The sequence below is a fragment of the Roseateles sp. genome, assembly GCF_039595295.1.
Taxonomy (GTDB): Bacteria; Pseudomonadota; Gammaproteobacteria; order Burkholderiales; family Burkholderiaceae_C; genus Roseateles.
In genome coordinates, this window is sequence record NZ_JBCNLU010000034.1 from 15,964 (window position 1) to 38,888 (window position 22,925).

The 22,925-nt window shown below is 69.9% G+C and carries 19 protein-coding genes; 10 read left to right on the plus strand and 9 right to left on the minus strand.

What is annotated here, in order from left to right:
• Positions 1-146: 146 nt before the first annotated feature.
• On the minus strand, positions 147-950 hold the full coding sequence (locus ABDW59_RS19655; protein WP_343632246.1) for an alpha/beta hydrolase: 804 nt from the start codon (positions 948-950) through the stop codon (positions 147-149).
• Positions 951-1,160: 210 nt separating this feature from the next.
• On the opposite strand from ABDW59_RS19655, the gene ABDW59_RS19660 reads away from it, so the two are divergent.
• Positions 1,161-1,436, plus strand: coding sequence for an HU family DNA-binding protein (locus ABDW59_RS19660; protein ID WP_343632248.1), 276 nt, complete (start codon positions 1,161-1,163; stop codon positions 1,434-1,436).
• A gap of 114 nt (positions 1,437-1,550) precedes the next feature.
• Here ABDW59_RS19660 and ABDW59_RS19665 read toward each other — a convergent pair whose 3' ends face one another.
• Complete coding sequence (locus tag ABDW59_RS19665) at positions 1,551-2,384, minus strand: enoyl-CoA hydratase-related protein (RefSeq protein ID WP_343632250.1); 834 nt, start codon at positions 2,382-2,384, stop codon at positions 1,551-1,553.
• Between the two features lie 118 nt (positions 2,385-2,502).
• A complete protein-coding gene (gene hmpA / locus ABDW59_RS19670) occupies positions 2,503-3,696 on the minus strand; it encodes an NO-inducible flavohemoprotein (protein WP_343632252.1) in 1,194 nt (397 codons plus the stop codon).
• 178 nt (positions 3,697-3,874) lie between these two features.
• On the opposite strand from hmpA, the gene norR reads away from it, so the two are divergent.
• The 3 genes from norR (at position 3,875) to ABDW59_RS19685 (ending at position 9,062) form a co-directional block, all read left to right on the plus strand.
• Positions 3,875-5,488 carry a nitric oxide reductase transcriptional regulator NorR gene (gene norR, locus ABDW59_RS19675; protein WP_343632254.1) on the plus strand — a complete coding sequence of 538 codons (1,614 nt, stop codon included), beginning with the start codon at positions 3,875-3,877 and terminating at the stop codon, positions 5,486-5,488.
• A gap of 80 nt (positions 5,489-5,568) precedes the next feature.
• Positions 5,569-6,972, plus strand: a complete 1,404-nt coding sequence (locus tag ABDW59_RS19680) for an MFS transporter (protein WP_343632256.1) — start codon at positions 5,569-5,571, stop codon at positions 6,970-6,972.
• 110 nt (positions 6,973-7,082) lie between these two features.
• The gene (locus ABDW59_RS19685; RefSeq protein ID WP_343632258.1) at positions 7,083-9,062 is read left to right on the plus strand and encodes an autotransporter-associated beta strand repeat-containing protein; all 1,980 of its coding nucleotides are present in this window, start codon (positions 7,083-7,085) and stop codon (positions 9,060-9,062) included.
• A gap of 66 nt (positions 9,063-9,128) precedes the next feature.
• Here the strand turns inward: ABDW59_RS19685 and ABDW59_RS19690 are convergent, their stop codons facing one another.
• From ABDW59_RS19690 to ABDW59_RS19700, 3 genes are read right to left on the minus strand one after another with little or no spacing between them, the layout of a single operon-like run.
• Positions 9,129-9,566 (minus strand): PEP-CTERM sorting domain-containing protein, encoded by a 438-nt coding sequence (locus ABDW59_RS19690; protein WP_343632260.1) that lies wholly within the window; start codon positions 9,564-9,566, stop codon positions 9,129-9,131.
• On the minus strand, positions 9,542-9,727 hold the full coding sequence (locus ABDW59_RS19695; protein ID WP_343632262.1) for a hypothetical protein: 186 nt from the start codon (positions 9,725-9,727) through the stop codon (positions 9,542-9,544). Before ABDW59_RS19695 ends, ABDW59_RS19690 begins: the two co-directional genes overlap by 25 nt.
• Positions 9,728-9,779: 52 nt before the next feature.
• On the minus strand, positions 9,780-10,691 hold the full coding sequence (locus tag ABDW59_RS19700) for an alpha/beta fold hydrolase (RefSeq protein WP_343632264.1): 912 nt from the start codon (positions 10,689-10,691) through the stop codon (positions 9,780-9,782).
• 232 nt (positions 10,692-10,923) lie between these two features.
• On the opposite strand from ABDW59_RS19700, the gene ABDW59_RS19705 reads away from it, so the two are divergent.
• The gene (locus ABDW59_RS19705) at positions 10,924-11,862 is read left to right on the plus strand and encodes a hypothetical protein (protein ID WP_343632266.1); all 939 of its coding nucleotides are present in this window, start codon (positions 10,924-10,926) and stop codon (positions 11,860-11,862) included.
• Positions 11,863-11,917: 55 nt separating this feature from the next.
• Here the strand turns inward: ABDW59_RS19705 and ABDW59_RS19710 are convergent, their stop codons facing one another.
• Together ABDW59_RS19710 and ABDW59_RS19715 are read right to left on the minus strand one after the other, a co-directional pair.
• Positions 11,918-13,510 (minus strand): hypothetical protein, encoded by a 1,593-nt coding sequence (locus tag ABDW59_RS19710; RefSeq protein WP_343632268.1) that lies wholly within the window; start codon positions 13,508-13,510, stop codon positions 11,918-11,920.
• Between the two features lie 183 nt (positions 13,511-13,693).
• Positions 13,694-15,235, minus strand: a complete 1,542-nt coding sequence (locus ABDW59_RS19715; RefSeq protein ID WP_343632270.1) for a cryptochrome/photolyase family protein — start codon at positions 15,233-15,235, stop codon at positions 13,694-13,696.
• Positions 15,236-15,461: 226 nt separating this feature from the next.
• Here ABDW59_RS19715 and ABDW59_RS19720 point away from each other — a divergent pair, with 226 nt between their 5' ends.
• From ABDW59_RS19720 to groL, 4 genes are all read left to right on the plus strand, one after another.
• On the plus strand, positions 15,462-15,668 hold the full coding sequence (locus tag ABDW59_RS19720) for a hypothetical protein (protein WP_343632271.1): 207 nt from the start codon (positions 15,462-15,464) through the stop codon (positions 15,666-15,668).
• A 281-nt stretch (positions 15,669-15,949) separates the two neighbouring features.
• Positions 15,950-16,405, plus strand: coding sequence for a diguanylate cyclase (locus ABDW59_RS19725; RefSeq protein WP_343632272.1), 456 nt, complete (start codon positions 15,950-15,952; stop codon positions 16,403-16,405).
• A 149-nt stretch (positions 16,406-16,554) separates the two neighbouring features.
• Positions 16,555-16,878, plus strand: a complete 324-nt coding sequence (locus ABDW59_RS19730) for a co-chaperone GroES (protein ID WP_343632273.1) — start codon at positions 16,555-16,557, stop codon at positions 16,876-16,878.
• Between the two features lie 59 nt (positions 16,879-16,937).
• Positions 16,938-18,557, plus strand: a complete 1,620-nt coding sequence (gene groL, locus ABDW59_RS19735; protein ID WP_343632274.1) for a chaperonin GroEL — start codon at positions 16,938-16,940, stop codon at positions 18,555-18,557.
• Between the two features lie 97 nt (positions 18,558-18,654).
• Here the strand turns inward: groL and ABDW59_RS19740 are convergent, their stop codons facing one another.
• The gene (locus ABDW59_RS19740) at positions 18,655-21,366 is read right to left on the minus strand and encodes a TonB-dependent receptor (RefSeq protein WP_343632276.1); all 2,712 of its coding nucleotides are present in this window, start codon (positions 21,364-21,366) and stop codon (positions 18,655-18,657) included.
• A gap of 268 nt (positions 21,367-21,634) precedes the next feature.
• Between ABDW59_RS19740 and ABDW59_RS19745 the strand changes: the two genes are divergently transcribed.
• Positions 21,635-22,924, plus strand: a complete 1,290-nt coding sequence (locus tag ABDW59_RS19745; protein ID WP_343632278.1) for a cyanophycinase — start codon at positions 21,635-21,637, stop codon at positions 22,922-22,924.
• Position 22,925: the final 1 nt, after the last annotated feature.

A 22,925-nucleotide genomic window follows, 5' to 3' on the forward strand; every position in this document is an offset into this window, starting at 1 on the left:
GAGAGAGGGGGCGAGGGCTCGGGCGAGGAAAGGGGCTGGTGAAGAGGAACGGGAGGCGGATCGACGGGCATCGGCGCGGTCAGGAAGCAGGTCGCGAAGCTCACGCGGGCGCCGACCGCTGCCGGCGCCCGCATGCGGCGCGGACCTTACTTCGATTGACGCACCGCGTCCAGGATCACCGCGGCCACGGCGGCCGGTTGCGACTGCTGCGGCACGTGGCTGCTGTCCAGCTCGGTGACCTTGGCGCCGATGCGCTTGGACATGGCGGCCTGCTGCACTGGCAGGATCATGTGATCGGCCTTGCTCAGCACGTACCAGGAGGGCTTGGTCTTCCAGGCCGCGGCGGACACCGGCTGCTCGAAGGCCTTGGCCTGGATGGGGCCCTGGGTCGCGGCCATCACGGCGGTGGTCGCGGCCGGCAGGTCCTGGGCGAAGTGCTCGCGCATGCCGACGTCGGTCAGGCGCAGGAAGCCCTGCGCGTCGGCCTTCAGGTGGGTCAGCCCGGGCGGCGTCGGGAAGCCCTTGCCCTGGTCGGCGGTGGACTGGCCCTGGTCCGGCGCAAAGGCCGCGACATAGACCAGCGAGGCGACCTTGTCCGAGGTGCCGGCCTCGGTGATCACCGTGCCGCCCCAGGAGTGGCCGACCAGCACGACCTTGCCGGGCTGGTCGTCGATGGCGCGGCGCGCGGCGGCGACGTCGTCGGCCAGGGAGCTCAGCGGATTCTGGACCGCGACCACGTTCACGCCCTCGCGCTGCAGCAGCGGGATGACCTTGGCCCAGTCCGAGCCGTCGGCGAAGGCGCCGTGGACGATGACGACCGAGGGTTGGGCGGCGGCAGGGGCGACGGCCTTGGCCGGTTCGGCGGCCAAAGCCGCGCTGGAGGCGCCCAGCGAGGCGGCGAGGGCGGAGGCCGCGGTGGCGGCGATCAAAAGGCGGCGGGCGGTGTTCATGAGGGGCTCCGTGGTGGATCGTGGAAGGCCTCCACTGTCGCGAAACGGGGCGCGCGCCGGTATCGGACGAATGTCCGAGGCGGATCTCTGCAATTCGGGCGCATGTCGCCCACAGGGGCTCGGTTGCGACTTCAAACAGGAAGGGGGCTGGAGTGGCTGATAATCGCGACCCCCGGTGACCCCGGATCCTGGTTTTTAACTGGAAGACTGATGAACAAGAGTGAACTGATCGAAGGCATTGCCACCAAGGCCGGCACCACCCGTGCTGTCGCCGCCGCCGCGCTGGACGCGACCCTGGAAACCATCACCGAAGCCCTGGCTTCGGGCGACCAGATCGCCCTGGTCGGCTTCGGCACCTTCAAGGTGAGCGAGCGCGCCGCCCGCACCGGCAAGAACCCCGCCACCGGCGAAGCGCTGGACATCCCGGCCTCGAAGGTCGCGAAGTTCACGGCCGGCAAGGCCCTGAAGGACGCCGTCAACAAGTAAGCCCTTCGGCTTGCCTGCACGGCCCCGCCGCAAGGCGGGGGACGACGCCCGCGATGCGCTGCGCATCGGCGGGCGTTGTTGTTTTCGGGGCCGCAAGCGTTGCAGGGCCCGGGTTCAAGCCTCGCGGAAGAACTTCAGCGCGGCCAGATCCGGGAAGGCGGTCGGGCGCTTGGCCTGCGCGGCGGCGAAGGCCTCCATCAGGTTCTTGTTCTGCCAGATCGCGGCCTGCAGCCAGCCCATCTGCTGCAGGCTGTCCTTGACGCCGTGATCCCGCGCGTAATGGATGGCCTGCTTGCTGCCCCAGATCGCGACCGGCGGCTTCTGCGCGATCTCGCGCGCGCATTGCAGCGCGGCTTCGACGCAGGCGGCCTGCGACTCGAAGACTTCGTTGACCAGCCCCACCGCCTGCGCCCGCGCCGCCGGCATGCGGCGGCCGGTGTAGGCCAGCTCCTTGACCACGCCCAGCGGGATCAGCTTGGGCAGGCGCTGCAGCGTGCCCAGGTCGGCGGTCATGCCGATGTTGATTTCCTGGATGCAGAAGAAGGACGCGGCCTCGGCGTAGCGGATGTCGCAAGCGGCGACCAGGTCCACCGCGCCGCCGATGCAGCCGCCCTGGATGGCGGCGATGGTCGGCACGCGCAGATCGTCCAGGCGGTTGAAAGCCTGCTGCATGTCGGCCAGCAGGTCGACGATCGCGGCGCGGCCCTCGGCGCTGCGGTCGTCCAGCTGGATGCCGCCGTTCTTGAACACGTCCAGCGACATGCCGGCGCTGAAGTGTTTGCCGGTCGAGGAGATCACCAGCGCCCGCAGCGTCGCGCTGCGGTGCAGGCCGTCGAGCACCGTCTCCAGCTCGCGCCACAGCCGGGGCGACATCGTGTTCATCTCGTCGGGCCGATTCAGCACCAGGTGCGCGACGCCGGCGTCTTCGGTCAGGCTCAGGCATTCCATGCGGGTCTCCGTCTGCTTGTGATGACGGGCGATGCTAGCGGGAGACCCGGCGGCGGCGCGTCCTCAAGGCGTCACCGCGCGCGCATTGGAGAGGACGCTCCAGTCGAGCGCCCTCGGCTCAAGCGCCGACCAGTTCCTCGGCCGGGCCGAAGAACTCGTAGCGCAGCTGCCGCGCGGGGATGCCGAGCGCCCGGCCGCTGCGGTAGACCGCGCGCATGAAGGGCTTGGGGCCGAGCAGGTAGAGGTCGACGTCGCGGTCGGCCGGCAGCTGACTGGCCAGCAGGTCCTCGCCGATCAGGCCGACCGCATGCGGCGCGTCGCCGTCGCGCGGCGTGTCGTAGACGTAGAAGGCGTCGACGTTGGCATGCGCCGCGGCCAGTGCGTCGACGCGCTCCCGGAAGGCGTGGACACCGCCATGACGGGCCGCATGGATGAAACGGATGGGGCGGCCGCTGGCGACGGCGGACTCCAGCATCGCCATCGCCGGCGTGATGCCGACGCCGCCGGTCACCAGCACCAACGGGCGCTTGGCCTGGGCATCGAGCGTGAACTCGCCGGCCGGCGCCTGGATCCGGACCGTGTCGCCGACTTGGACGTGGTCATGCATCCAGTTGGAGACGCGGCCGCCGTCCTCGCGCTTGATGCTGACGCGGTACCAGGGCTTGCCCGGCGCGTCGGACAGCGAGTAATTCCGGCGCACGGTCTGGCCGTCGATGTCCAGCACCAGGGTCAGGTATTGCCCGGGCAGGAAGTCGGCCAGCGGCTGGCCGTCGGCCGGCTCCAGATAGAAGGAGGTGATCAGCTCGCTTTCGGCTTCCTTGCGAGCGACGCGGACCGCGCGCTGACCGCGCCAGCCGCCGGGCCGCGCGGCGGTGGCGGCGTAGGCCAGTTCCTCCGCATCGATCAGCAGCTTGGCCAGCGCGCCGTACGCCTCGCCCCAGGCGCTGAGGATGGCGTCGGTGGCGACTTCGGCGCCCAACACCTCGCGGATCGCGCGCAGCAGGCATTGGCCGACGATGGGGTAATGCGCCGGTTGCACGCCCAGCGCGACATGCTTCTGGATGATGCGAGGCAGCGCGCCGGCCAGCGCCTCCAGCCGGTCGATGTGGCTGGCATACGCGAGCACCGCGCCGGCGAGCGCGCGGGCCTGCGTGCCCTCGGCCTGGTGGGCCTCGTTGAAGAAGGCCTTGAGCTCGGGGTGTTCGCGGAGCATCAGGCCGTAGAAGTGGCGGGTGATGTCCTCGCCACGGGCTTGCAGCACGGGGACGGTGGCCTTGATCAGGGCGATGGTCTCGGGAGAGAACTGGGACACGAGAGCTCCGGGGGTGTCGTTGGGATGACCTGCATAGACAGGTTTCGTGCCAACTTCGAATCCGTGATGTTGCGCCTCTAAGTAGTTGATATGCATAGGGGCTCTTCCCCGGTGTGCGGGGATTCAGGTCGGATTGACCGAGAATCCCCGGCAGTCCGAATGACAACATCAGGTCGAAATGACACCGGAATCCCGATACCGCCAACTGCTGGGCGCCGTGCGCCGTCTGGTGCCCTGCGACGCGGCGGCGCTGCTGAGGCTGCTGCCCGAGGAGCGCGGCGAGGTGCTCCAGCCCGTCGCGGTCGACGGCCTGGCGGAAGAGGCGCTCGGCCGACGCTTTCCCGCAGCGGCGCATCCGCGTCTGGCCCGGCTGCTGGCGAGCGGCAACGGCCTGCGTTTCTCAGCGGACATGGGGCTGCCTGATCCCTATGACGGGCTGCTCGCCGATCAGCAGACGCTGGAGGCCGTGCATGACTGCATGGGCGCGCCGCTGCGGCATGAGGGCCGCATCTGGGGCTTGCTGACCCTGGATGCGCTGGATCCGCATGCCTTCGACGCGATCGGACCGGCGCAGCTGGCGGCGGCGGTGCAGATGCTGGAGGTCGGCATCGCGGCGGAGGAGACCATCGTCCAGTTGGCGCAACGCGCGCGGCAGGAAGCCCTCGCGCGGGACTGGCGCTCCGGTGGTGCGCCGCGTGAGCTGCTGGGCCGCAGCACCGCGATGAATCGGCTGCGGCAGGAGATCGACACGGTCGCCGCCTCGGACCTGACGGTGCTGATCCTGGGGGAGACCGGCGTCGGCAAGGAGCTGGTGGCGGAGCGCCTGCATGCGCGCTCGACGCGGCGGGATCGGCCGCTGGTGCAGATCAATTGCGCGGCCTTGCCGGAGACGCTGGCGGACAGCGAGCTCTTCGGCCACAAGCGTGGCGCCTTCACCGGCGCGATCGCGGACCGCATCGGCAAGTTCGAGTTGGCGGACGGCGGCACGCTGCTGCTGGACGAGGTCGGGGAGTTGCCGCTGCCGGTGCAGGCCAAGCTGCTGCGAGTGCTGCAGAGCGGCGATGTGCAGCGCCCCGGCAGCGATCGGGTGCAGCGCGTCGACGTGCGGGTGCTGGCGGCGACCAACCGCGATCTGACGCAGGAGGTCGCCAAGGGACGCTTCCGCGCGGATCTGTATCACCGGCTCTCGGTCTATCCCCTGCAGGTGCCGCCGCTGCGCGAGCGGGGCCGCGACATACTGGCCCTGGCGGGCGGCTTTCTTGAGGAGAACCAGCACCGACTCGGCGCGCGCAATCTGCGGCTGTCGCCGGCGGCGTCGCAGGCGCTGCTCGCGCACGACTGGCCCGGCAACGTGCGGGAGCTGGAGCACCTGATCAGCCGGGCCGCACTGCGGGCGCTGGCCGAGGCGGGGAAGGGCGGACGCTGGGTCGCGATCGAGCCGGCGCATCTCGGCTTGCCCGACGGCGGTGCGCATGGGATCGCGCACGGCGGATCGGGCGGAGCCTCGATGGCGCCCGGGATGGCAACGCCTGGCCCCCGTCGTGTCGACGAGCGCCTTGCCGCTTCGTCCGCCGCCTCGCCCGATGAGGCGGCGGAGGTGCCGACGGGAACGGACGCTGCCGGCTTTGACGGCAGCGGATTGCGGGAAGCCACCGAACGCTTCCAACGGGAATGGATCGCCGCCGCGATCGCGCGTCACGGCGGCGCCATGGCTGCCGCGGCGCGCGATGCGGGCATGGATCGAAGCAACTTTCTGAGGCTCGCCCGTCGCCTTGGCGTCCCGGGTTGCTGATCGTCGTCGCGTCGTCGCGTCGTCGCGTCGTTACGCCGGAACGCCGGAACGCCGGAACGCCGATTGCCGCCCACGCGGCGATGGCTCACACGCATGATCTTGCGCACCGGCTCGACCGGCTCCCTTGGTCCCGCTGGCACTGGCGGGTGGTGCTCGCGCTCGGCGTCGCCTGGGTGCTGGACGGCTTGGAAGTCACGCTGGTGGGCTCGGTCGGCGCCGCCCTGGAGCGCCCCGACACGCTGGCGCTGACGGCCGTCCAGGTCGGCTGGGCCGGCTCGCTGTACGTGGCCGGGGCCATCCTTGGCGCGCTGATCTTCGGTCGCCTGACCGACAAGCTCGGCCGCAAGAAGCTGTTCATGGTCACGCTCGCCGTCTACGCGATCGCGACCCTGGCCACGGCGTTCTCGCCGGGCTTCACCTTCTTCGCCGCCTGCCGCTTCATCACCGGGCTGGGCATCGGCGGCGAATACGCCGCCATCAACTCCGCCATCGACGAGCTCATCCCCGCCCGCGTGCGCGGCCGCGTGAACCTCGCCATCAACGGCAGCTTCTGGATCGGCGCGGCGCTGGGCGCGGGGTCCTCGCTGATCCTGCTGAACCCCGCCGTCTTCGGCCCCGTGCAGGGCTGGCGCGTGGGCTTCGCGATGGGCGCGCTGCTGGCCTTCGCGATGGTGCTGGTGCGGCGTCACGTGCCGGAGAGTCCGCGCTGGCTGCTGCTGCACGGTCGCGACGAGGAGGCGCAGCGCATCGTCGCGGACATCGAGGCTCAGGTCTCCGCCCAGCACGGACCGCTGCCGCCGCTCGACCCCAGCTTGCGTCACGCGCGTCGCGATTCGATGCCGACGATGCGGGAGGTGCTGCATGTGCTGCTGAGCCGCTATCGCAGCCGCAGCGGCGTGGCACTCGCGCTGATGCTCGCGCAGGCCTTCTTCTACAACGCGATCTTCTTCACCTATGCGCTGGTGCTGACGCGCTTCTACGGCGTGCCCGAGTACAGCGTCGCGCTCTACATCTTTCCCTTCGCGCTGGGCAACGTGCTGGGGCCGCTGCTGCTGGGACCGCTGTTCGACAAGGTCGGCCGGCGCCGCATGATCGCGCTGACCTACTGCCTCGCGGGCATCGGCCTGGCCGCGACCGGCGCGGCCTTCGTCGCGGGGCTGCTCGACGCACGCTCCCAGGCGCTGTGCTGGTCGGCCGTGTTCTTCTTCGCCTCCGCCGCGGCGAGCTCCGCCTACCTGACCGTCAGCGAGGTCTTCCCGCTGGAAATGCGCGCCATGGCCATCGCGCTGTTCTATGCGGTGGGGACCGGGGCAGGGGGCTTCGTCGCGCCGGTGCTCTTCGGCTGGCTGATCGGCAGCGGCGACCGTGGCGCCGTCGCCATCGGCTACGCGATCGGCGCGGTGCTGGTCATCGGCGCCGGGTGGCTCGCGCTGCGCTTCGGCGTGGATGCGGAGCGCAAGTCGCTCGAGGACATCGCCCCCTGAGAACGCCCCTTGCAAGCGCGCCCTGAGAGCGCTTTCCAGATCGAGGTCACGGCCACGACATATCGGCTACCTAAAGTCGCGCGTTTTCGACTCCTTCCCGACCGCCGGCCATGTCCACCTCGTCCCGCTTCCCCTTCGTTCTGCGTCCGCTCGTGTTGGGGGTGCTGACCGCCACCTTCCTCGTCGGCTGCGGCGGCTCCGACGTGGACGACCTCAGCGTCGCCACGCTGCCCGACGCGCCCAAGGGCCTGGGCAGCGCGGACTCCGCGCCGGTGCAGGACGAGACCAAGGTGCTGCCCTTCGTCGACTTCGCCTTCACCAACCAGCGCGGCGACGCCCGCTACGCGACGCTGGACACGAACGCCGGCGTGCGCGTCGTCAACGGCATGCTGGCGCTGTGGCAGCCGAGCTCGCTCATCGTGGACGCGGGCGTCACCGCCGCCGCGAACGGCAGCTTCCCGGCCGTCGTGGCCTCCACCTGGACCGGCATCCCCGGTGACGCGACCGACGGCAAAGTGCTCAACGCCGCGGTCCATGCGGCCAATATCCAGTACGTCATCGACGCGACGACCAAGCGCACCGAGGCGCAGTCGCTGGCCGCCTATCTGGACGACCGCCGAGGCAAGGGTTTCAGCATCAGCGACGGCATGGGTCCGCTGACGGCCGCCTGGCGCAGCGCCTCCGGCATGAGCACGACCATCACCGGCATCCCGGCGGACGCTACCACCGTGCTCTACAACGACGGCGGCTCCGACATCGGCACCGGCAGCGCGACGAATGCGACGCTGGGCAAGGCGGTGGATTTCATCGGCAACGTCGGGGAGAACGCCTCGACCGAGCCGGCCAAGCGCTTCTACAAGTACGCGCGGCCGTGGCGCTGGAGCTCCAGCGTGGTGGTCGTCCCGGCGCTGATGCCGGCACGTAGCACCACGCCCGCGACCGACGGCGGCTTCATCAGCGGCCACACCGCGGAAGGCATGCGCAAGGCGCTGGCCATGGCCTATCTGGTGCCGCAGCGTTATCAGGAGATGGTCGCCCGCGCGCTGGAGATGGGCGAGAACCGCATCCTGGCCGGCATGCATTCGCCGCTGGACGTGATCGGCGGTCGCATCCAGGCGCAGGCCGCGGTGGCCGCGGCCATCGCGACCGGCTCCAACAAGGGCGACCTCAAGGCTGCCGCCTATGCGCAGGCGCAATCGGTGATGCAGACCGCCGCAGGCGTGACCACGCCCGAAGCGCTCAATGTCTATGCCCACGCGGGCACGACCGCCAACGATCGCTTCATGGACCTGGCCGCCATGCGCGCCGACGCCGCGCGCCGTCTGCGCTTCGGCCTGCCGACGGTCGGCGACACGACCAAGGCGGCGGTGGTCCCCAAGGGTGCCGAGGTGCTGCTGGAGACGCGTCTTCCGTATCTGGACGCGACGCAGCGCCGGGTCGTGCTGAAGACGACGGCGCTGCCGTCGGGCTCGCCGCTGGCGGATGACGCCGAGGGCTGGGGCCGGGTCAACCTGTTCGCGGCGGCCGACGGCTACGGCGCCTTCAACGGCGACGTCGTGGTGGTGCAGGACGCGGCCAAGGGTGGCTTCAACAGCGTCGACGCTTGGCGCAACGACATCGCCGGCGCCGGCAAGCTGACCAAGCAGGGCAGCGGCACGCTGCGCCTGTCGGGTACCAACAGCTATGCCGGCGGCACGCAGGTCGACGCCGGTACGCTGAGCGCCGAGAGCGCCACCGCGCTGGGCAAGGGCGACGTCTACCTGAGCGGCGGCACCCTGGCCACCAAGGCGAGCGCGCCGGTGGCCGTTGCCGGCCGCTTCAGCCAACGCGCCGCGGCCACGCTGCAGATCCAGCTCGGCGCGAGCGGCGCGGGCAAGCTCGCGGCGACCGGCAATGTCGCCATCGAGGCGGGTGCGACGCTGGCGGTGAAGTTCGCCTCGGGCTACACGCCCAAGGCCGGCGACACGCTGGAGCTGATCGGCACCGCCGGTCAGTTGGCTGGCCGCTACGGCAAGGTCACGGTGGAAGGCTTCAGCAAGATCACCACGATCTACGACGTCAACAAGCTGAGCGTGCGACTGGACGGCTGACGCTCGTAGAAGCCCCTCGCCCGCTTGCGGGAGAGGGCGGGGGAGAGGATGGGAGCTCGGCTCCGCTCAGTCGTTGCGGGCCGCGCGACGCTGCCAGCCCAGCGCCGCCACGCCGATCGCGAGCAGCGCCCAGTTCGAAGGCTCCGGGACCGTCGCGCTGAAGTTGGCGATGGAGGCGATTTGATCGGCGCTCAAGCCCTCCAGGCGCGGGGCGTTCAGCAGGGATTGGCCGGTCTGCTCGGCCAGGGTCACGTCGGCGGGCGTGGAGCCCAGGTCCTGGCTGGCGAGACAGGCGAAGTTCAGCAGGCTCAGGCTTTGGCCCGGGGCGATGTCGACGGTGAAACGGACGTTGTAGCGGTCGGGGGTGATCGCGGCTTGGCCCAGGCCGTTGTTGCCCGAGACCAGCGCCAGCACCGGGTCGTTTTCCCCAGCCCTCTCCCGCAAGCGGGCGAGGGGGTGACTGGTGCCGTAATCGGAGGTCAGCTGAGGCTGGCGGTGAGCCATTGGCTGGAGGGCAGCGGGCGGCCGACCAGGCGCAGCTCGCCGAGCCAGCCGTAGAAGCCGTCGGCGAAGGCCGTGTCCCACCAGCCGGCGCCGATGATCCAGGGGTTGTTGACGCTCTGCGAGCGGGTCCCCGTGCCGGCAGCGGCCACGTTGCGCAGCACCGGCGCACCCTCGATGTAGAGCCTCCAATCGGCGCGACGTCACGCGATGGGGTCAGGCCTTGCCGAGGAAGGCGCCGATCTCCTCGGCGAGCAGTCCGGGCTGCTCGTGCACGATCCAGTGCGTCGCGCCGGGGACCTTGCGGACCCGCAGATCCGGGACGTAGTCCTCCAGGCCGTCGAGCAGGCCGGGCAGCAGCGCCGAGTCGTCCAGCGCCCAGAACACCAGCGTGGGGACGTTCACGGTGAGGCGCTCGCGCGGCAGGACCGGGATGACGTCGATGGACTGCCCCTCCTGCGGCGGCTTCAGCGGCGTGACGCGGTAGAGGTTGCAGGCGCCCGTCAGCCCCGCGTCCCAGACCTCGCGGTAACGCTGCTTGAGCGGCTCCGTCAGCCATCCGAAGCCGTCCTCGCCGGCTTTCATGTTGGTGAAGAAGGGCCACAGGCGTCGATAGTCGTCCTCGGCGAGCAGCGCTTCCGCATCGGGCCGGGCGAGGAAGTTCATGTAGGCGCTGGCCGCGCGCTGGGTCTCGCTCTCGCGCAGCTCACGCGACAGCGTGCCCGCATGCGGCGAGTTGATGATGACCAGCCGGCCCGTCTGCGCCGGGAACGCGTTGGCGAAGCCCCAGGCGAAGGCGCCGCCCCAGTCGTGCGCGATCAGCGCGGCCATCTTGCCGTCGGCGCTCTCGGTTGCGACGAGCTGATGTATGTCCTGGACCAGCAGCTGCGGCTTGTAGGCCGCGACTTCGGTCGGCGCGCTGGAGCGCTCGAAGCCGCGCAGGTTGGGCGCGACGCAGCGGTAGCCGCCGTGCGCGGGATCGGCGAAGTGCTCGAGCAGCTCATCCCAGATGAAGGCGGCCTCCGGGAAACCGTGCAGGAACACGAGCAGCGGCCGGCCGGGCACGCCGGCGGCGCGGCAGCTCAGCGTGATGCCGCTGGGCAGGCGGCGTTGGAAGGTCTCGATCATCGCGGTCTCCGTGAGCGGTGAGGGCGTGCGCGTCAGTGTCACCCTGATGGCCGGACGGCGGAGTCACGTGGCGGACAGCAGGGGCAGGTCCCAGGCGATCACCCGGACGGGGCAAGGGGGCGGGGCTGGGCTCGACATGACCCGAAAGAGCAGGGCGCCGATAGCCCATCGTCGACTGTGCGCGGCGGGTCGCGCATCCGACAGTGCGGCATCACCTTTCGGAGACGCTTCCATGAGAACGCCCTTTCCCGTCCGTCTGATTCCCGCTCTGCTCGCGCTGGGTCTGATCGCATCGGCGACGCCGACCTGGTCCGCCGCCGCCGCCGCTGCCGTCGTGAAATCGGCCGGCGCGATGACCTTCATCGATGCCGACACGCTGGTCGTTGCCGACTGGCGCGGCGGTCGGCTGCATGCGCTCACGCTGCCGGCCTCCGCGCCCGGAACGTCCGCGTACTTCAACCTGAAGAACGTGTCCGCCTCGATCGCGCGTGCGCTGCACACGAGCTCGGACAAGCTCCGCTTCGAGGACATGGCCGTACGCCCCGGCAGCGAGACGGCGTACATCACGCTGTCGGTGGAGAAGGGCGCCGGCGCGGGCACGCCGGCGCTGGTCGCGGTGGACACCGCCGGCAAGGTGAAGGTCGTCGACCTGATCAAGACCCCGCGCGTGTCGACGTCGATCACGCAGATGCCCTCGCCCGACAAGCGCTTGTGCGTCGAGGCGGGCCGCGCGCTGGTGGTCGGCGAGACGGTGTCGCTGCGGGTGCTCGACGAGCGCCCCGGCCGCGCGCCCGCCGTCAAGACCTGGCACGTGGCGACGCCGGTGTCGCGGCCGTTGGACGTCGAGGCTTGGCGATGGAATCCGCCGCGTGCGGGCAGCCGGGATGCACTGGTCGTCGATCTTCGGACGCCAATCAGCTCAACCGGCGAGGCGCTGATCGCGGTACTCGATGGCAATGGCCGCCGCGTGGCCGGGCGCACGGCGCTGGGGCCGGACGACGCGCAGTGGCGCTTCATCCCGGACAAGCCTTGGCGGCGGGAGGCGTACCAGGTCGTCGCCCATCCGGATCTGGAGGATCCGGCGGAGAGTCGGCGTTGTGCGGCGTTCGAGGCCTTGCGGGCCAGCGCGATCCGATGCGGGGAGGCCGGGACCGAAGTGGCCGAGGAGTGACGCCGCCGGCTGCCCTGCGCCGCGCGCAGGACACCGACCGGGCGCCGAGGCGGTCTCAGCCGCCTTTCTTGCGCGGCCACTCCACGGACCAGGTCTTGCCCTCGTCCGCGGTCGTGAGGAGTTCGGCGCCGGTGAAGACCATGGGCTGACCGGTGGCGCTCAGGATCAGCTGCGCTGGAGTCCCCGTTCCGCCGGTCTCGAAGGTCTTGCCGACCTTCTCCCACTTCTTGCCGCCGTCCGTCGTCCGGACCAGGCTGATGGTGGCGGTGCTCATGCCGGAGGAGACCAGCGACAGGTCGTAGCCGCGCTGACCGTCGAGGAAGCGAGGCGTGGGCGCGATGCCGCCGCCCGTGCCGACCTCGTTCCAGGTCTTGCCCTCATCCGCCGACCGGTCGAGGAAGACCGACATCCCGTTCATCCGCTGGCGCAGCAGAGTGCCGTCCGGCAGTCGCCGGAGATCCATCAGCCAAGTCGACAGGTCTTCCTTGCGGGCGACCAGCGTCCTGGGATCGATCCGGTGCAGATCGGCGGTGCGGGTGATGCCGACGTGGTTCAGGGCCACGAGCAGGTCCCGCCCGTCGAAGAAGACCGGCATGCGGCCCAGCGCGGGGAAGTCCTTGAAACGTACCGACTCCCGAGCCGGCTTGTCGCCCAGCAGGTCGTCGACGAAGAGTAGCTTGATCTCGGGCGGCGTTCCCAACTGAGACGACTTGCGCACCAGCAGCGCGAAGCCCGCATCACCCATGGGCTCGATATGGGCGATCTGACCGTCCTCGGTGACGCGCCGGTAGGTCCAGCTGCGCTCCGTGGGATTCCACACGTGATAGCCGCCGCTCTGCGTCGCGGCCACGATGCGGCCGTCGCTCAATTCCTTCACGTAGCCCAGCGTGTCCAGGCTGCCGGTGGACAGGGTCGACCACTGACCGTCGGGGCTGCGCACCTGGATCATGCCCAGCGCGGTGCCGAAGATCAGTCGGCCGTCGCGCGTGAGGTCCATCGGCGAGAGGTAGGTCGCGCGGGTACGCACCAGTTCGGCGGCGCGATCGTACTGGGCGGGATCCGTCGGCCCGCCCGCATCGGCCTTGAGCGGGGCGACAAGGCGGCGCCAGGACGCGTTCATGTCCGCCACCGTGGCGTCCAGCGCGCGAGCGTCACGGAGCGTGGCCAGCTGAATCGTCTTCTCGCCTGCGGCCGGCGGCGCCGCGACCACGACCCCCAGGTTGGTCAGGCTGCCCGGGGTGACGGTGAAGCCCGACAGCGTCTGCTTCGTGTCATGGAAGTCCGAGGTCATCGCCATGAGCACCAGCGCCGGCAAAAGCCCGAAAGGTCCGCCCGCGAATCCGGGCGCGCCCAGGTTGCGGATCGAGTACTGGCCCGCCGGCAGCGGCATGACGAAGATCGCATGCTGGTCGTCGACGCCGGTCTGGTCCTGCAAGGTGGTGACCGCGCCGGTGGTGTTCTCCACTACGGTCAGCTCGGTCCATTTGCCATTGGAGAAGCCGAGCCGCTGAAGCGCGGCCACCTTCACGGCGACGACGCCTTGCCGCGTCTCGAGCTTCTCCGGGGCGACCCGGGGATTGGTGGCGCAGCCGGTGATCAGGGCCAGCGCCAGGACGGCGACCGCGCGGCGGCCGATGAGTGTCAACATCAGAATCCTCCCATTCGTTCATCTTTGCTTCTGCGTGCGCCTTCCTGGGCGCCTCGGAGCGGGCGGATTGTAGGCAGGGGACTCGCCGCGGGCCGTGGCGGCGCGGTGCTTTCGATCATGCCGACTGCGATCAAGACGGCGTCTCCTGGGCCGGGACGCCATGCCAGGCCGCAGCCACCCGCGCTAGCTGGTGAAGCAGCGCTCGCGCAGTTGTCGCGCCTGGCCGCGAACGGCCTGGACCTCCGTGTCGGACAGGTGCTCCAGGTGCCGCACCTGCGCGCCCAGGCGCGGATGTGTCGAGAAACGGCTTCGGTGGCGCAGCAGGAAGTCCCAGTACAGCGTGGTGAACGGGCAGGCGTCGGGGCCGGTCCGCAGGTCGGGACGGTAAGGGCAGCGTGCGCAGTGTCGGCCACTGCTCATGCGCTCGATGTACTTGCCGCTGGCGACGTAGGGCTTGCTCGTCATCTGCCCGCCATCGGCGAACTGGCTCATGCCCAGCGTGTTGGGCAGCTCCACCCATTCGACCGCGTCGACATAGACGGCCAGGTACCACGCGTGCACCCGGTCGGGTCGCACGCCCAGCAGCAGCGCGAACAGACCCGTGACCATCAGCCGTTGGATGTGATGGGCATAGCCCAGGCGCAAGGTCTGCCGCAGCGCGTCGGCCAGGCAGGCCATCTCGGTCTCCCCGGTCCAGTAGAAGCCCGGCAGTGTCCCCTCGGCGCCGAGCGCATTGCCGCTCGCCAGGGTCGGCATGCGAGTCCAGTAGACGCCCCGCACGTACTCGCGCCATCCAAGCACCTGCCGGATGAACCCCTCGACGCTGGCCAGCGGGGCGTGGCCGTCCCGCCATGCCTGCTCGGCGCGCGCGACCACCTCGCGGGCGCCGAGGAGCTTGAGATTCATCGCGGCGGACAGCTGCGCGTGCCACAGCCAGGGCGTCTCCGGCCACATGGCGTCCTGCCATTGACCGAACTCGGGCAGCCGGTCCGTGATGAAGCGATCGAGGGCGAGCAAGGCCTGCTCGCGCGTGACCGGCCAGTCGAAGTCCGACAGCGTGCCCGGATGATCGGGAAACTCGCGCTCGACCAGGGTCAGCACTTCGCGTGTCAGATCGTCGGGTTCCACGCGCAGGCGCTCGGGCAGGAAACCAGGCCCGCCGGGCGGGAAAGGCCGCTGGTTCTCGGCGTCGAAGTTCCAGCGGTCGCCCACCGGTTCGTCGCCGTTCATCAGCACGTCGCGCCGACGCCGCATCTGCCGATAGAAGGGCTCCATGCGCAGGCTACGGCTGCCCTCGGCAAGGGCGCTGAACTCGCGCACGGTGCAGAAGAAGTGGCGGTCGTCGCGGACCTCGATCGCGTACCCCGCCGAGCTCGCGGCGCTGCGCAAGGCCTTGAGCACGCGCCAGTCACCGGGGGCGGTCATCAGCACGCGCGCGGGCTTCCACCGCGCCAGCGCCCGCCGAAGCTCGCCGGCCAGGCTGCCCGCATTGCCCGCATCGCCGAGGCGCACGTAGTCCACTCGCCGGCCCATGGATCGCAGCGCCACGGCGTGGTGCCGCATCGCGGCCAGAAAGAGAGCGATGCGGATACGGCTGGACCAGACATGCGTGGACTCCTCGCGCACTTCGGCCATCCAGACCAGATCGCGACCCGGGTCGAAGTCGTCGAATGCCGAACTTGTCGCATCCAGCTGATCGCCCAGGACGATGACCAGCGAACGCACGGCCTCGCCGTCATCACGGGCGCTGACGACCCTCGCAGGGCCAACGGACGGCGGGGGGACGGGAAGGGTCGCCATCGGGGATGTACGGCGCCGGACGCGGATCGGATCACCCGGCCTTCGCGCCTGCAGGCATTGAAGTCGGCCGCGGCGGCACCACTCTGGCTCGCCTGGACTGGCGGATGCCCCGCCGTGACGACAACTCCCGATTTCCGATTTCCGATTTCCGATGACAGCCCATGACATGGCGCTCACGCCCGAGGAGCGTGAGGCGCTGTACTTCATCCCGCAGGCGCCCGGTGGCCGCGTCATCAGCGAAGATGTCCAACGTCGGCTGGAAGCCAAGGGTCTGCTGACGCCGGTTCGCGAGGACGGCCGACGCTGGCTCACGATGGCCGGAGACCTGGCGCGACGCGGGCGACGCGCGACCCCTTGATTCGCCCCGGACGCCTGCGTAAAAATCGTCCACGTCTGTCCGAGTTCCCTCCGCCGACCATGATCCTCGACATCATTCGGCAGCAGGTGGCGATCTTGCGCAGGCCCCTGGCCGCCGTCGTGCTCAGCACGCTTGCGCGCAGATCGTCTCCGATGCTGCTTCTGCTCCATTGGCACGGTTTCGCGACCGACGAGCGACAGCGCTCGTCCTCCCCGCTTGGCCCATCGTCGGCCGCCTCGTGGGGCCCAGCGACAGGGAGGGAGTCCTTGCGGCGCGCGCCGTTGCCCAGTTCCGCCCTGCAACTGAACCAGCCCTGGAGCCGGCTGGAACAGCTCGATGAGCAGATGCTGGATGCGGCTTGGCAGCTCGGCGCCTGGCATCTGCTGCGGGAAGAGCGGCGAGGGTGCAACACGGTGGGCGCTTCCGCCAGCGAGGCCGTGGCCTGCCGCCAGGCTTTCGGAGACAACCCGATCGATCCCGACGACGACTCGCACCTCGTGGCGCAGGCGCCGGATCGCGCCGACCTGCGCGACACGGCGGCACGCCTGGGTTACGTGCGCTGGGAGTTCCGCCCCGTGGCCGACGGCCTGTGGGGCTCGGCAGGCCAGGACGACAGCCTGCTGCCGGATGGCCGCCGCCTGCCCCCTTGCCCGGTGGCGCCCCGCGCGGCGGTGGGCACGCGGATCTCGCGCAGCCGCTATCAGCTCGGTCGCATCGACCGCATCGTCCTGCTGTGACCGCTCGGTGCGCGAAGCGCACGTGGCCGCTGTCGCGGACGCGAGGGCGGGGCCTTGAAATCGATCGCGCCGTCGCCAGATCGCTGAACCGTCGGGCCCTCGGTGCCCGACCTCTTGTCAATCATCTGCCATCTGAAAGGAGACCCAAGATGCAAATCCGTCCCCTCTACGACCGGATCATCGTCAAGCGTATCGATCCGCTGCGTCAGACTGCCTCGGGCATTGTGATTCCCGATACCGCCGCGGAGAAGCCCGAGCAGGGCGAGGTGGTCGCCGTGGGCACGGGCCGACTGCTGCAGGACGGCTCGCTGCGGCCGCTGCAGCTCCGGTCCGGTGACCGTGTGCTCTTCGGCAAGTTCGCCGGCCAGACGGTCAAGCTCGACGATCAGGAGCTTCTGGTCCTGCGCGAGGAGGACGTGCTGGGCGTCATCGACACCGGCCCCGGCGCAAAGTCCTCCCTCAAGGCCGCCTGAAGCGGCCACCCGGACATCGCTTCATCCATTCACTTCAAGGAGATTCAAGGAGTACCACCATGGCTGCCAAGGAAGTCCATTTCCGTGACGAAGCCCGTGCCCGTATCGTCAAGGGCGTCAACACGCTGGCGGAGGCCGTCAAGGTCACGCTCGGTCCCAAGGGTCGCAACGTGGTGCTGGAGCGCAGCTTCGGCGCCCCGGTGATCACCAAGGACGGCGTGTCGGTCGCCAAGGAGATCGAGTTGCGCGACAAGCTCGAGAACATGGGCGCGCAGATGCTCAAGCAGGTCGCGTCCAAGACCGGCGATGTCGCCGGCGACGGCACCACCACGGCCACCGTGCTCGCCCAGGCCATCGTCAACGAGGGCATGAAGCTCGTGGCCACCGGCATGAATCCCATGGACCTCAAGCGAGGCATCGACCGGGCTTGCGAAACCGTCGTCGAGGCGCTCAGGGCGCAGTCCAAGCCCTGCTCGACCGGCAAGGAGATCGCGCAGGTCGGCGCGCTGTCGGCCAACTCGGATCCGGCCATCGGGGACCTGATCGCGCAGGCCATGCAGAAGGTCGGGCAGCAAGGGGTGATCACCGTCGAGGACGGCAAGTCCCTGGACAGCGAGCTCGATGTGGTCGAGGGCATGCAGTTCGATCGCGGCTACCTGTCTCCGTACTTCATCAACAACCCCGAGAAGCAGAGCGCGGTGCTGGAAGATCCCGCCATCCTGCTGTGCGACAGGAAGATCTCCAGCATCCGCGAGCTGCTTCCGGTGCTGGAGGAGGTCGCCAAGGCGGGCCGGCCGCTGCTGATCGTGGCGGAGGACGTCGACGGCGAAGCGCTCGCGACGCTGGTGGTCAACAGCATGCGCGGCGTGCTCAAGGTCGCCGCGGTCAAGGCACCGGGCTTCGGCGACCGCCGCAAGGCCATCTTGCAGGACATCGCCGTGCTGACGGGCGCCACGGTGATCGCCGAGGAAGTCGGCAAGCAGCTGGACAAGGCCACCTTGGCCGATCTAGGTCGCGCGGCGCGGGTGGACATCCACAAGGACGCCACCACCATCATCGATGGCGCCGGCCAGCCGGAGCAGCTCGAGGCTCGTCGCAAGACCATCCTGGCGGAGATCGAGAACGCCACCTCCGACTACGACCGTGAGAAGCTGCAGGAGCGCTTGGCCAAGCTCTCCGGCGGCGTGGCGGTCATCCGGGTCGGCGCGGCGACCGAGGTCGAGATGAAGGAGAAGAAGGACCGCGTGGACGATGCGCTGCACGCCACCCGCGCTGCGGTCGAGGAGGGGATCGTGCCCGGCGGCGGTGTGGCGCTGCTGCGCGCGCGCGCCTCGCTGAAAGACCTGAGCGGCGCCAATGCCGACCAGGATGCCGGCATCGGCATCGTGCGACGGGCGCTGGAAGCGCCGCTGCGGGCCATCAGCGCCAATGCGGGCGACGAGCCCTCGGTCGTGGTCGACCGGGTGGCGCGCGCCGAGGGCAGCCACGGCTACAACGCGGCCACTGGCGAGTACGGCGATCTGCTGGCCATGGGCGTGATCGATCCGACCAAGGTCACGCGCACCGCGCTGCAGAACGCGGTCTCCGTCGCCGGGCTGATCCTGACCACCGACGCCACCGTGGCGCAGGAGGCCAAGGAGAGCAGGGAGGCCGTCGCGCCCGTCGGCGCGGACTTCTGATCGCGATCTGCCCGCGCCGCCGTGTGCCCGCATGCTCGCGGGCGCACGACCGGCGCGGGCCTGGGGCGCCGGCTGCCGATGGCCCGGCGCCCCGCGCTCACTTGAACGACAGGTTCACGCTGGCATAGAAGGTCCGGCCGCGCGGGTCCGTGTAGGTCGGGTCGTAGGTCGACAGGAAGTAGTAGCTCTGGTTGGAGAAGGGCGGCGCGGTGTCGGCCAGGTTCTGGATGCCGGCGCGCACGCGCAGCATCTTGTTGACCTTCCAGGCGCCCGAGACGTCCCACAGCGAGTAGGCCTTGACCCGGCGCGGCGCCGTGTCCGGCAGGTAGCTGTCATCCTGGTAGCCCGCGTAAAAGGTGTTGCCCAGGGTCAGGTTGATGTCGCCGAACTCCCAGTCCACCGAGGCGCGATGGCGCCAGCGCTGGATGACCTGATCGTTGAGGAAGCGGCCGACATTGCTGACGTAGGGCTCCAGCGGCCCGAACTGGCGCTTGTACTCGAGGATGTAGGTGCCGCTCAGATTCAGGCCGAAGCGACCCCAGGCGCCGGCGCCGCTGCGCAGGTTGGCCTCCAGGTCCAGCCCCGAAGTCTTCAGGCGACCCTGGTTCTCCTTGCGCAGCACGATCGTGGGCTCATCGAACTCGTTGCGCTCGATGTACGGGGCGTAGCGCTCGGGGTTCTCCAGGATGGTCTTCTCGTACAGGTCGCTGATGACGTCGCGCTTCTTGATCAGCCAGTAGTCCAGGCTCAGGCTGATGTCGCGGGCCGGCTCGACGACCAGACCGGCCGAGAACTGCTGCGAGCGCTCCGGCTTCAGATTGGGATTGGCCTCCTTGCGGGTGGCCCACTGGTCGAAGCTGTCAAGCACCTTGTCGTAGATGAAAGCCGGGCTGGAGCCATAGCTGGTGGGCCGATACAGCTCGCTGAAGGAGGGGGCCCGGAAGCCGGTGCCGGCCGAGGCCCGCAGCAGCAGTTGGCGGTTGGGCTGGTAACGCACGCCCAGCTTGGGGTTGGTGGTGCTGCCCACGCCCTGGTAGCGATCGAAGCGCAGCGCGGCCTGCAACTCCAGTTCCTTGCTCAGCGGGGCGTTCAGCTCGGTGTAGGCCGAGGCGATGTTGCGGCCGTTGCTCGTGGCCTTGAGCGAGGTGTCCGGCACGCCCGGGTCCAGCGAGCTGTCGCGGTCGCCGCCGATGTTGTTGGAGACCAGCAGCGCCGAGGGCGTGAACCTCTGGCTCTCGCGGCGCAGCTCCGCGCCAAGGGCGACACCCAAGGGCCCGCCGGCCAGCTCCATCAGCGAGCCGGTCAGCTTCGCATCCAGCCCTTGCGTGATGCCGCTGGACCTGCGCGCCACGTCGTTGACGCGGATGGCGTCGATCAGCGCCTTGCCCGCCGCGGACGAGGGCCCGAACGGATTGATCAAGCCGCTCTTCACGCCGGCATCGAGCTGGTCGAAGAGGAAGTAGCCGTTGACGTACTTGTCCTGCGACTTGTTCCTGGCGTAGCTCGCCGCCACCGTGTAGTCCCAGTCGGTGGCGAAGCTGCCCGTGACGCCGGCGACGTAGCGCTCGGCATCGCTGGTGACCTCGTTGGAGCGGTTGCCCAGTTCGGTGGCCCGCATGCGGACCTCGACCGTGCCGCTGTAGTTGATCGGACGCGGCAGGTTCTGGTTGAGCGCGGCGACGCTCACGCCGCTGAAGTTGGTCGGGTTGGGCGACAGCACATAGGTCGTCCGGGCCTGGCTGCGCAAGATCTCGACGAAGGCCTGGCTGCGATCCCCGAGCTTGAGCACGCCGCGTCCGAGGAAGCTGGTCTTGCTGGCATCGGGATAGATCTCGGTGTCGGCCATGTAGTCGTAGCCGCAGGTCTGGGTGCCGGGCGTGAAGACGCTGGCCGGCGGATTGCAGCTCGGCGCGAACAGGTTGACGGTGCGGTCGGTGAAGGGCTTGCCGCCGATCGTGTAGCCGGCGGCGTTGATCGCCGCCAACTGCGCGGCGCGGGTGGCCGCGTTGCCGGACAGGCGCAGGTTCGCCGGGTAGGGGCGGCTGGACATGTAGTAGGGAAGCAGCTCGGACAGCGGACGCTCCTTGAGGAAGTCGCGCTGCGTCGAGCGAAGCGCATCCAGCTTCTGCACATCCAGCACCCCGAAGACGTTGAAGCCCTGCTGGCCGAGGTCGCCGTAGCCCGCGGCCACCGAGGCGGTCCGCTTGCCCGCGCCACCCTCCTGCGTGCCGGACAAGGAGGCGTTCAGGTCGACGCCGCGGTAATCCTTGCGGGTGATGAAGTTGATGACGCCGCCGATCGCGTCCGTGCCGTAGATCGCCGAGGCGCCGTCCTTGAGGATCTCCACGCGCTCGATCGCGCCGGCGGGAATGTTGTTCAGGTCCACGCCGGCGCTGTCGCCGGGCGAGGCGAAGTTGGCCAGGCGCCGGCCGTTGAGCAGCACCAGCGTGCTGGACACGCCGATGCCGCGCAGGTTCGCGCCATTGAAGCCGCGCTGGCCGCCGTTGTTGTCGCTGATGCTGGCGCCGTCGGTCAGGCCGGCGGCGTTGCCGCTGATGTTGCGCATCACCTCGGCGGCCGTGGTGGCGCCGGTCTTGGCGATGTCCTCGCGCTTGATCGTCTGCACGGGCAGGGCGGTCTCGCCCTCCAGGCGCTTGATGCTGGAGCCGGTGATCTCCACCCGCTCCAGCGTCTGGCTGCCGGTCTCCTGCGCCTGCACCGCGACCGCGGCGGTGGCCAGGAGCAGGGTGGCGGCTTGAGCGGCGGCGAGCGCGATGACGTGCGGACGCGAAACCTGTGTCGTGATCATGTGGGGCCTCGAAGAGTTGGGGAAGCGCAGGTCGGCGTCTCGGCCGTCCTTGCGAAGCACTCTAGAAGTCGCTGTCCGCCGCAGGACATCGGGTTTTGGCGGGGCGGTCGCACCGATGCAAGCGCGCGTCGCTTCGCTGCAAGCCCGGCGCTCGACCCGTGGCGCGCACGCGCCGCGGTTTGCGGGATTGCGACATCGGCTTGCATGCAAGGCGCGGCCACGGGGCAACCCTGTCGCGATCCGTCCCGCCGGCCCGCACCATTTCGCCATGCATCCATCCCGCAGTTCCATCCGCAGGGCGCTGGCCCTTCTCGCCCTCACCGCGGCGGCCTCGACCGCCCAGGCGCAGACCGCCATCGTGATCGGCGGCGCGCTCAAGTTCGACAACGACGCGGTGTGGCAGCGCATCGTCGACGAGGCCGGCGGACGCCGCGCGCGCTTCGCCGTATTCGCCACCGCGGCCGCGAATCCGGAGCGCGCCGCCGCCCAGATCGTGGAGGCGCTGCGCCGTCGCGGCGCCCAGGCCGAGGCGGTGCCGGTCACCCCGAGATTGGCGCCGGACGCGCTGCAGGCCGCCGTGCGCGACCCGGCGCTGCTGGCGCGCGTGCGTGGCGCCACCGGCGTCTTCTTCTCGGGCGGCGCCCAGGAGCTGATCGTGGACACGCTGCAACCGCAGGGCCGGCCCACGCCGATGCTCGAAGCGATCTGGGAGGTGTATCGCCGCGGCGGCGTCGTCGCCGGCACCAGCGCGGGCGCGGCGATCATGAGCCGGGTGATGTTCCGCGATGCGCAGGACGTGCTCGGTGTGATGCAGGGCGGCCTGAGAGAGGGCGTGGAGATCGACCGCGGCCTGGGCTTCGTCGGTCCGGACCTCTTCATCGACCAGCACTTCCTCAAGCGCGGCCGCATCGGCCGCATGCTGCCGCTGATGCTGGCCAAGGGCTATCGCGCGGGACTGGGTGTCGAGGAGAACAGCGCCGCCGTCATCCATGCCGATCAAGCCGAGGTGATCGGCGCACGGGGCGCGCTATTCGTCGACCTCCGTGAAGCGAGGACGGATCCGCGCCTGGGCGGCTTCAACCTCGAGAACGCGCGCCTGAGCTACCTGGACCGGGGGGATCGCATCGACCTGCGCACGGGCGCGGTCACCGCGTCCGCCGAGAAGCGCGCCAGCAGCTTCCTGGATCCGGGGGCCTCCGACTTCAAACCCTATTTCAAGGACGAGCCGTTCTACGCCGACATCCTGGGCGACAACACGATCGCGCAGGCGATGGCCCAGTTGCTCGACGGCCAGGCCGCGGAGCTGCGTGGGCTGGCCGCGCGGCTGAAGCCACGACTGGACGGTCCACCTGGCAGGGACGCGCCGACGGCATTCGAGTTCCGCCTGTACAAGGGCGCGGACACGCGCGGCTGGTTCACCGGCGCATTCGGCGGCGAGGACTACACCGTCGTCAACGTCCACCTGGACGTCAGGCCGGCCCGGGTCGCGTCGCCGCTGTACGAGCCGATCGCGCCCGTGTTGGACGCGCCTCCGGCCCCCTCCGCCGGGGAGCGATGAG

Coding starts and splice junctions, on each gene's coding strand:
- ABDW59_RS19685 (WP_343632258.1), top strand. CDS start 7,083: ATGTCCACCTCGTCCCGCTTCCCCTTCGTTCTGCGTCCGCTCGTGTTG.
- ABDW59_RS19720 (WP_343632271.1), top strand. CDS start 15,462: ATGACAGCCCATGACATGGCGCTCACGCCCGAGGAGCGTGAGGCGCTG.
- ABDW59_RS19680 (WP_343632256.1), top strand. CDS start 5,569: ATGGCTCACACGCATGATCTTGCGCACCGGCTCGACCGGCTCCCTTGG.
- ABDW59_RS19710 (WP_343632268.1), bottom strand. CDS start 13,510: ATGTTGACACTCATCGGCCGCCGCGCGGTCGCCGTCCTGGCGCTGGCC.
- ABDW59_RS19700 (WP_343632264.1), bottom strand. CDS start 10,691: ATGATCGAGACCTTCCAACGCCGCCTGCCCAGCGGCATCACGCTGAGC.
- ABDW59_RS19740 (WP_343632276.1), bottom strand. CDS start 21,366: ATGATCACGACACAGGTTTCGCGTCCGCACGTCATCGCGCTCGCCGCC.
- ABDW59_RS19665 (WP_343632250.1), bottom strand. CDS start 2,384: ATGGAATGCCTGAGCCTGACCGAAGACGCCGGCGTCGCGCACCTGGTG.
- ABDW59_RS19745 (WP_343632278.1), top strand. CDS start 21,635: ATGCATCCATCCCGCAGTTCCATCCGCAGGGCGCTGGCCCTTCTCGCC.
- ABDW59_RS19690 (WP_343632260.1), bottom strand. CDS start 9,566: ATGGCTCACCGCCAGCCTCAGCTGACCTCCGATTACGGCACCAGTCAC.
- ABDW59_RS19660 (WP_343632248.1), top strand. CDS start 1,161: ATGAACAAGAGTGAACTGATCGAAGGCATTGCCACCAAGGCCGGCACC.
- ABDW59_RS19655 (WP_343632246.1), bottom strand. CDS start 950: ATGAACACCGCCCGCCGCCTTTTGATCGCCGCCACCGCGGCCTCCGCC.
- ABDW59_RS19705 (WP_343632266.1), top strand. CDS start 10,924: ATGAGAACGCCCTTTCCCGTCCGTCTGATTCCCGCTCTGCTCGCGCTG.
- groL (WP_343632274.1), top strand. CDS start 16,938: ATGGCTGCCAAGGAAGTCCATTTCCGTGACGAAGCCCGTGCCCGTATC.
- norR (WP_343632254.1), top strand. CDS start 3,875: ATGACACCGGAATCCCGATACCGCCAACTGCTGGGCGCCGTGCGCCGT.
- ABDW59_RS19730 (WP_343632273.1), top strand. CDS start 16,555: ATGCAAATCCGTCCCCTCTACGACCGGATCATCGTCAAGCGTATCGAT.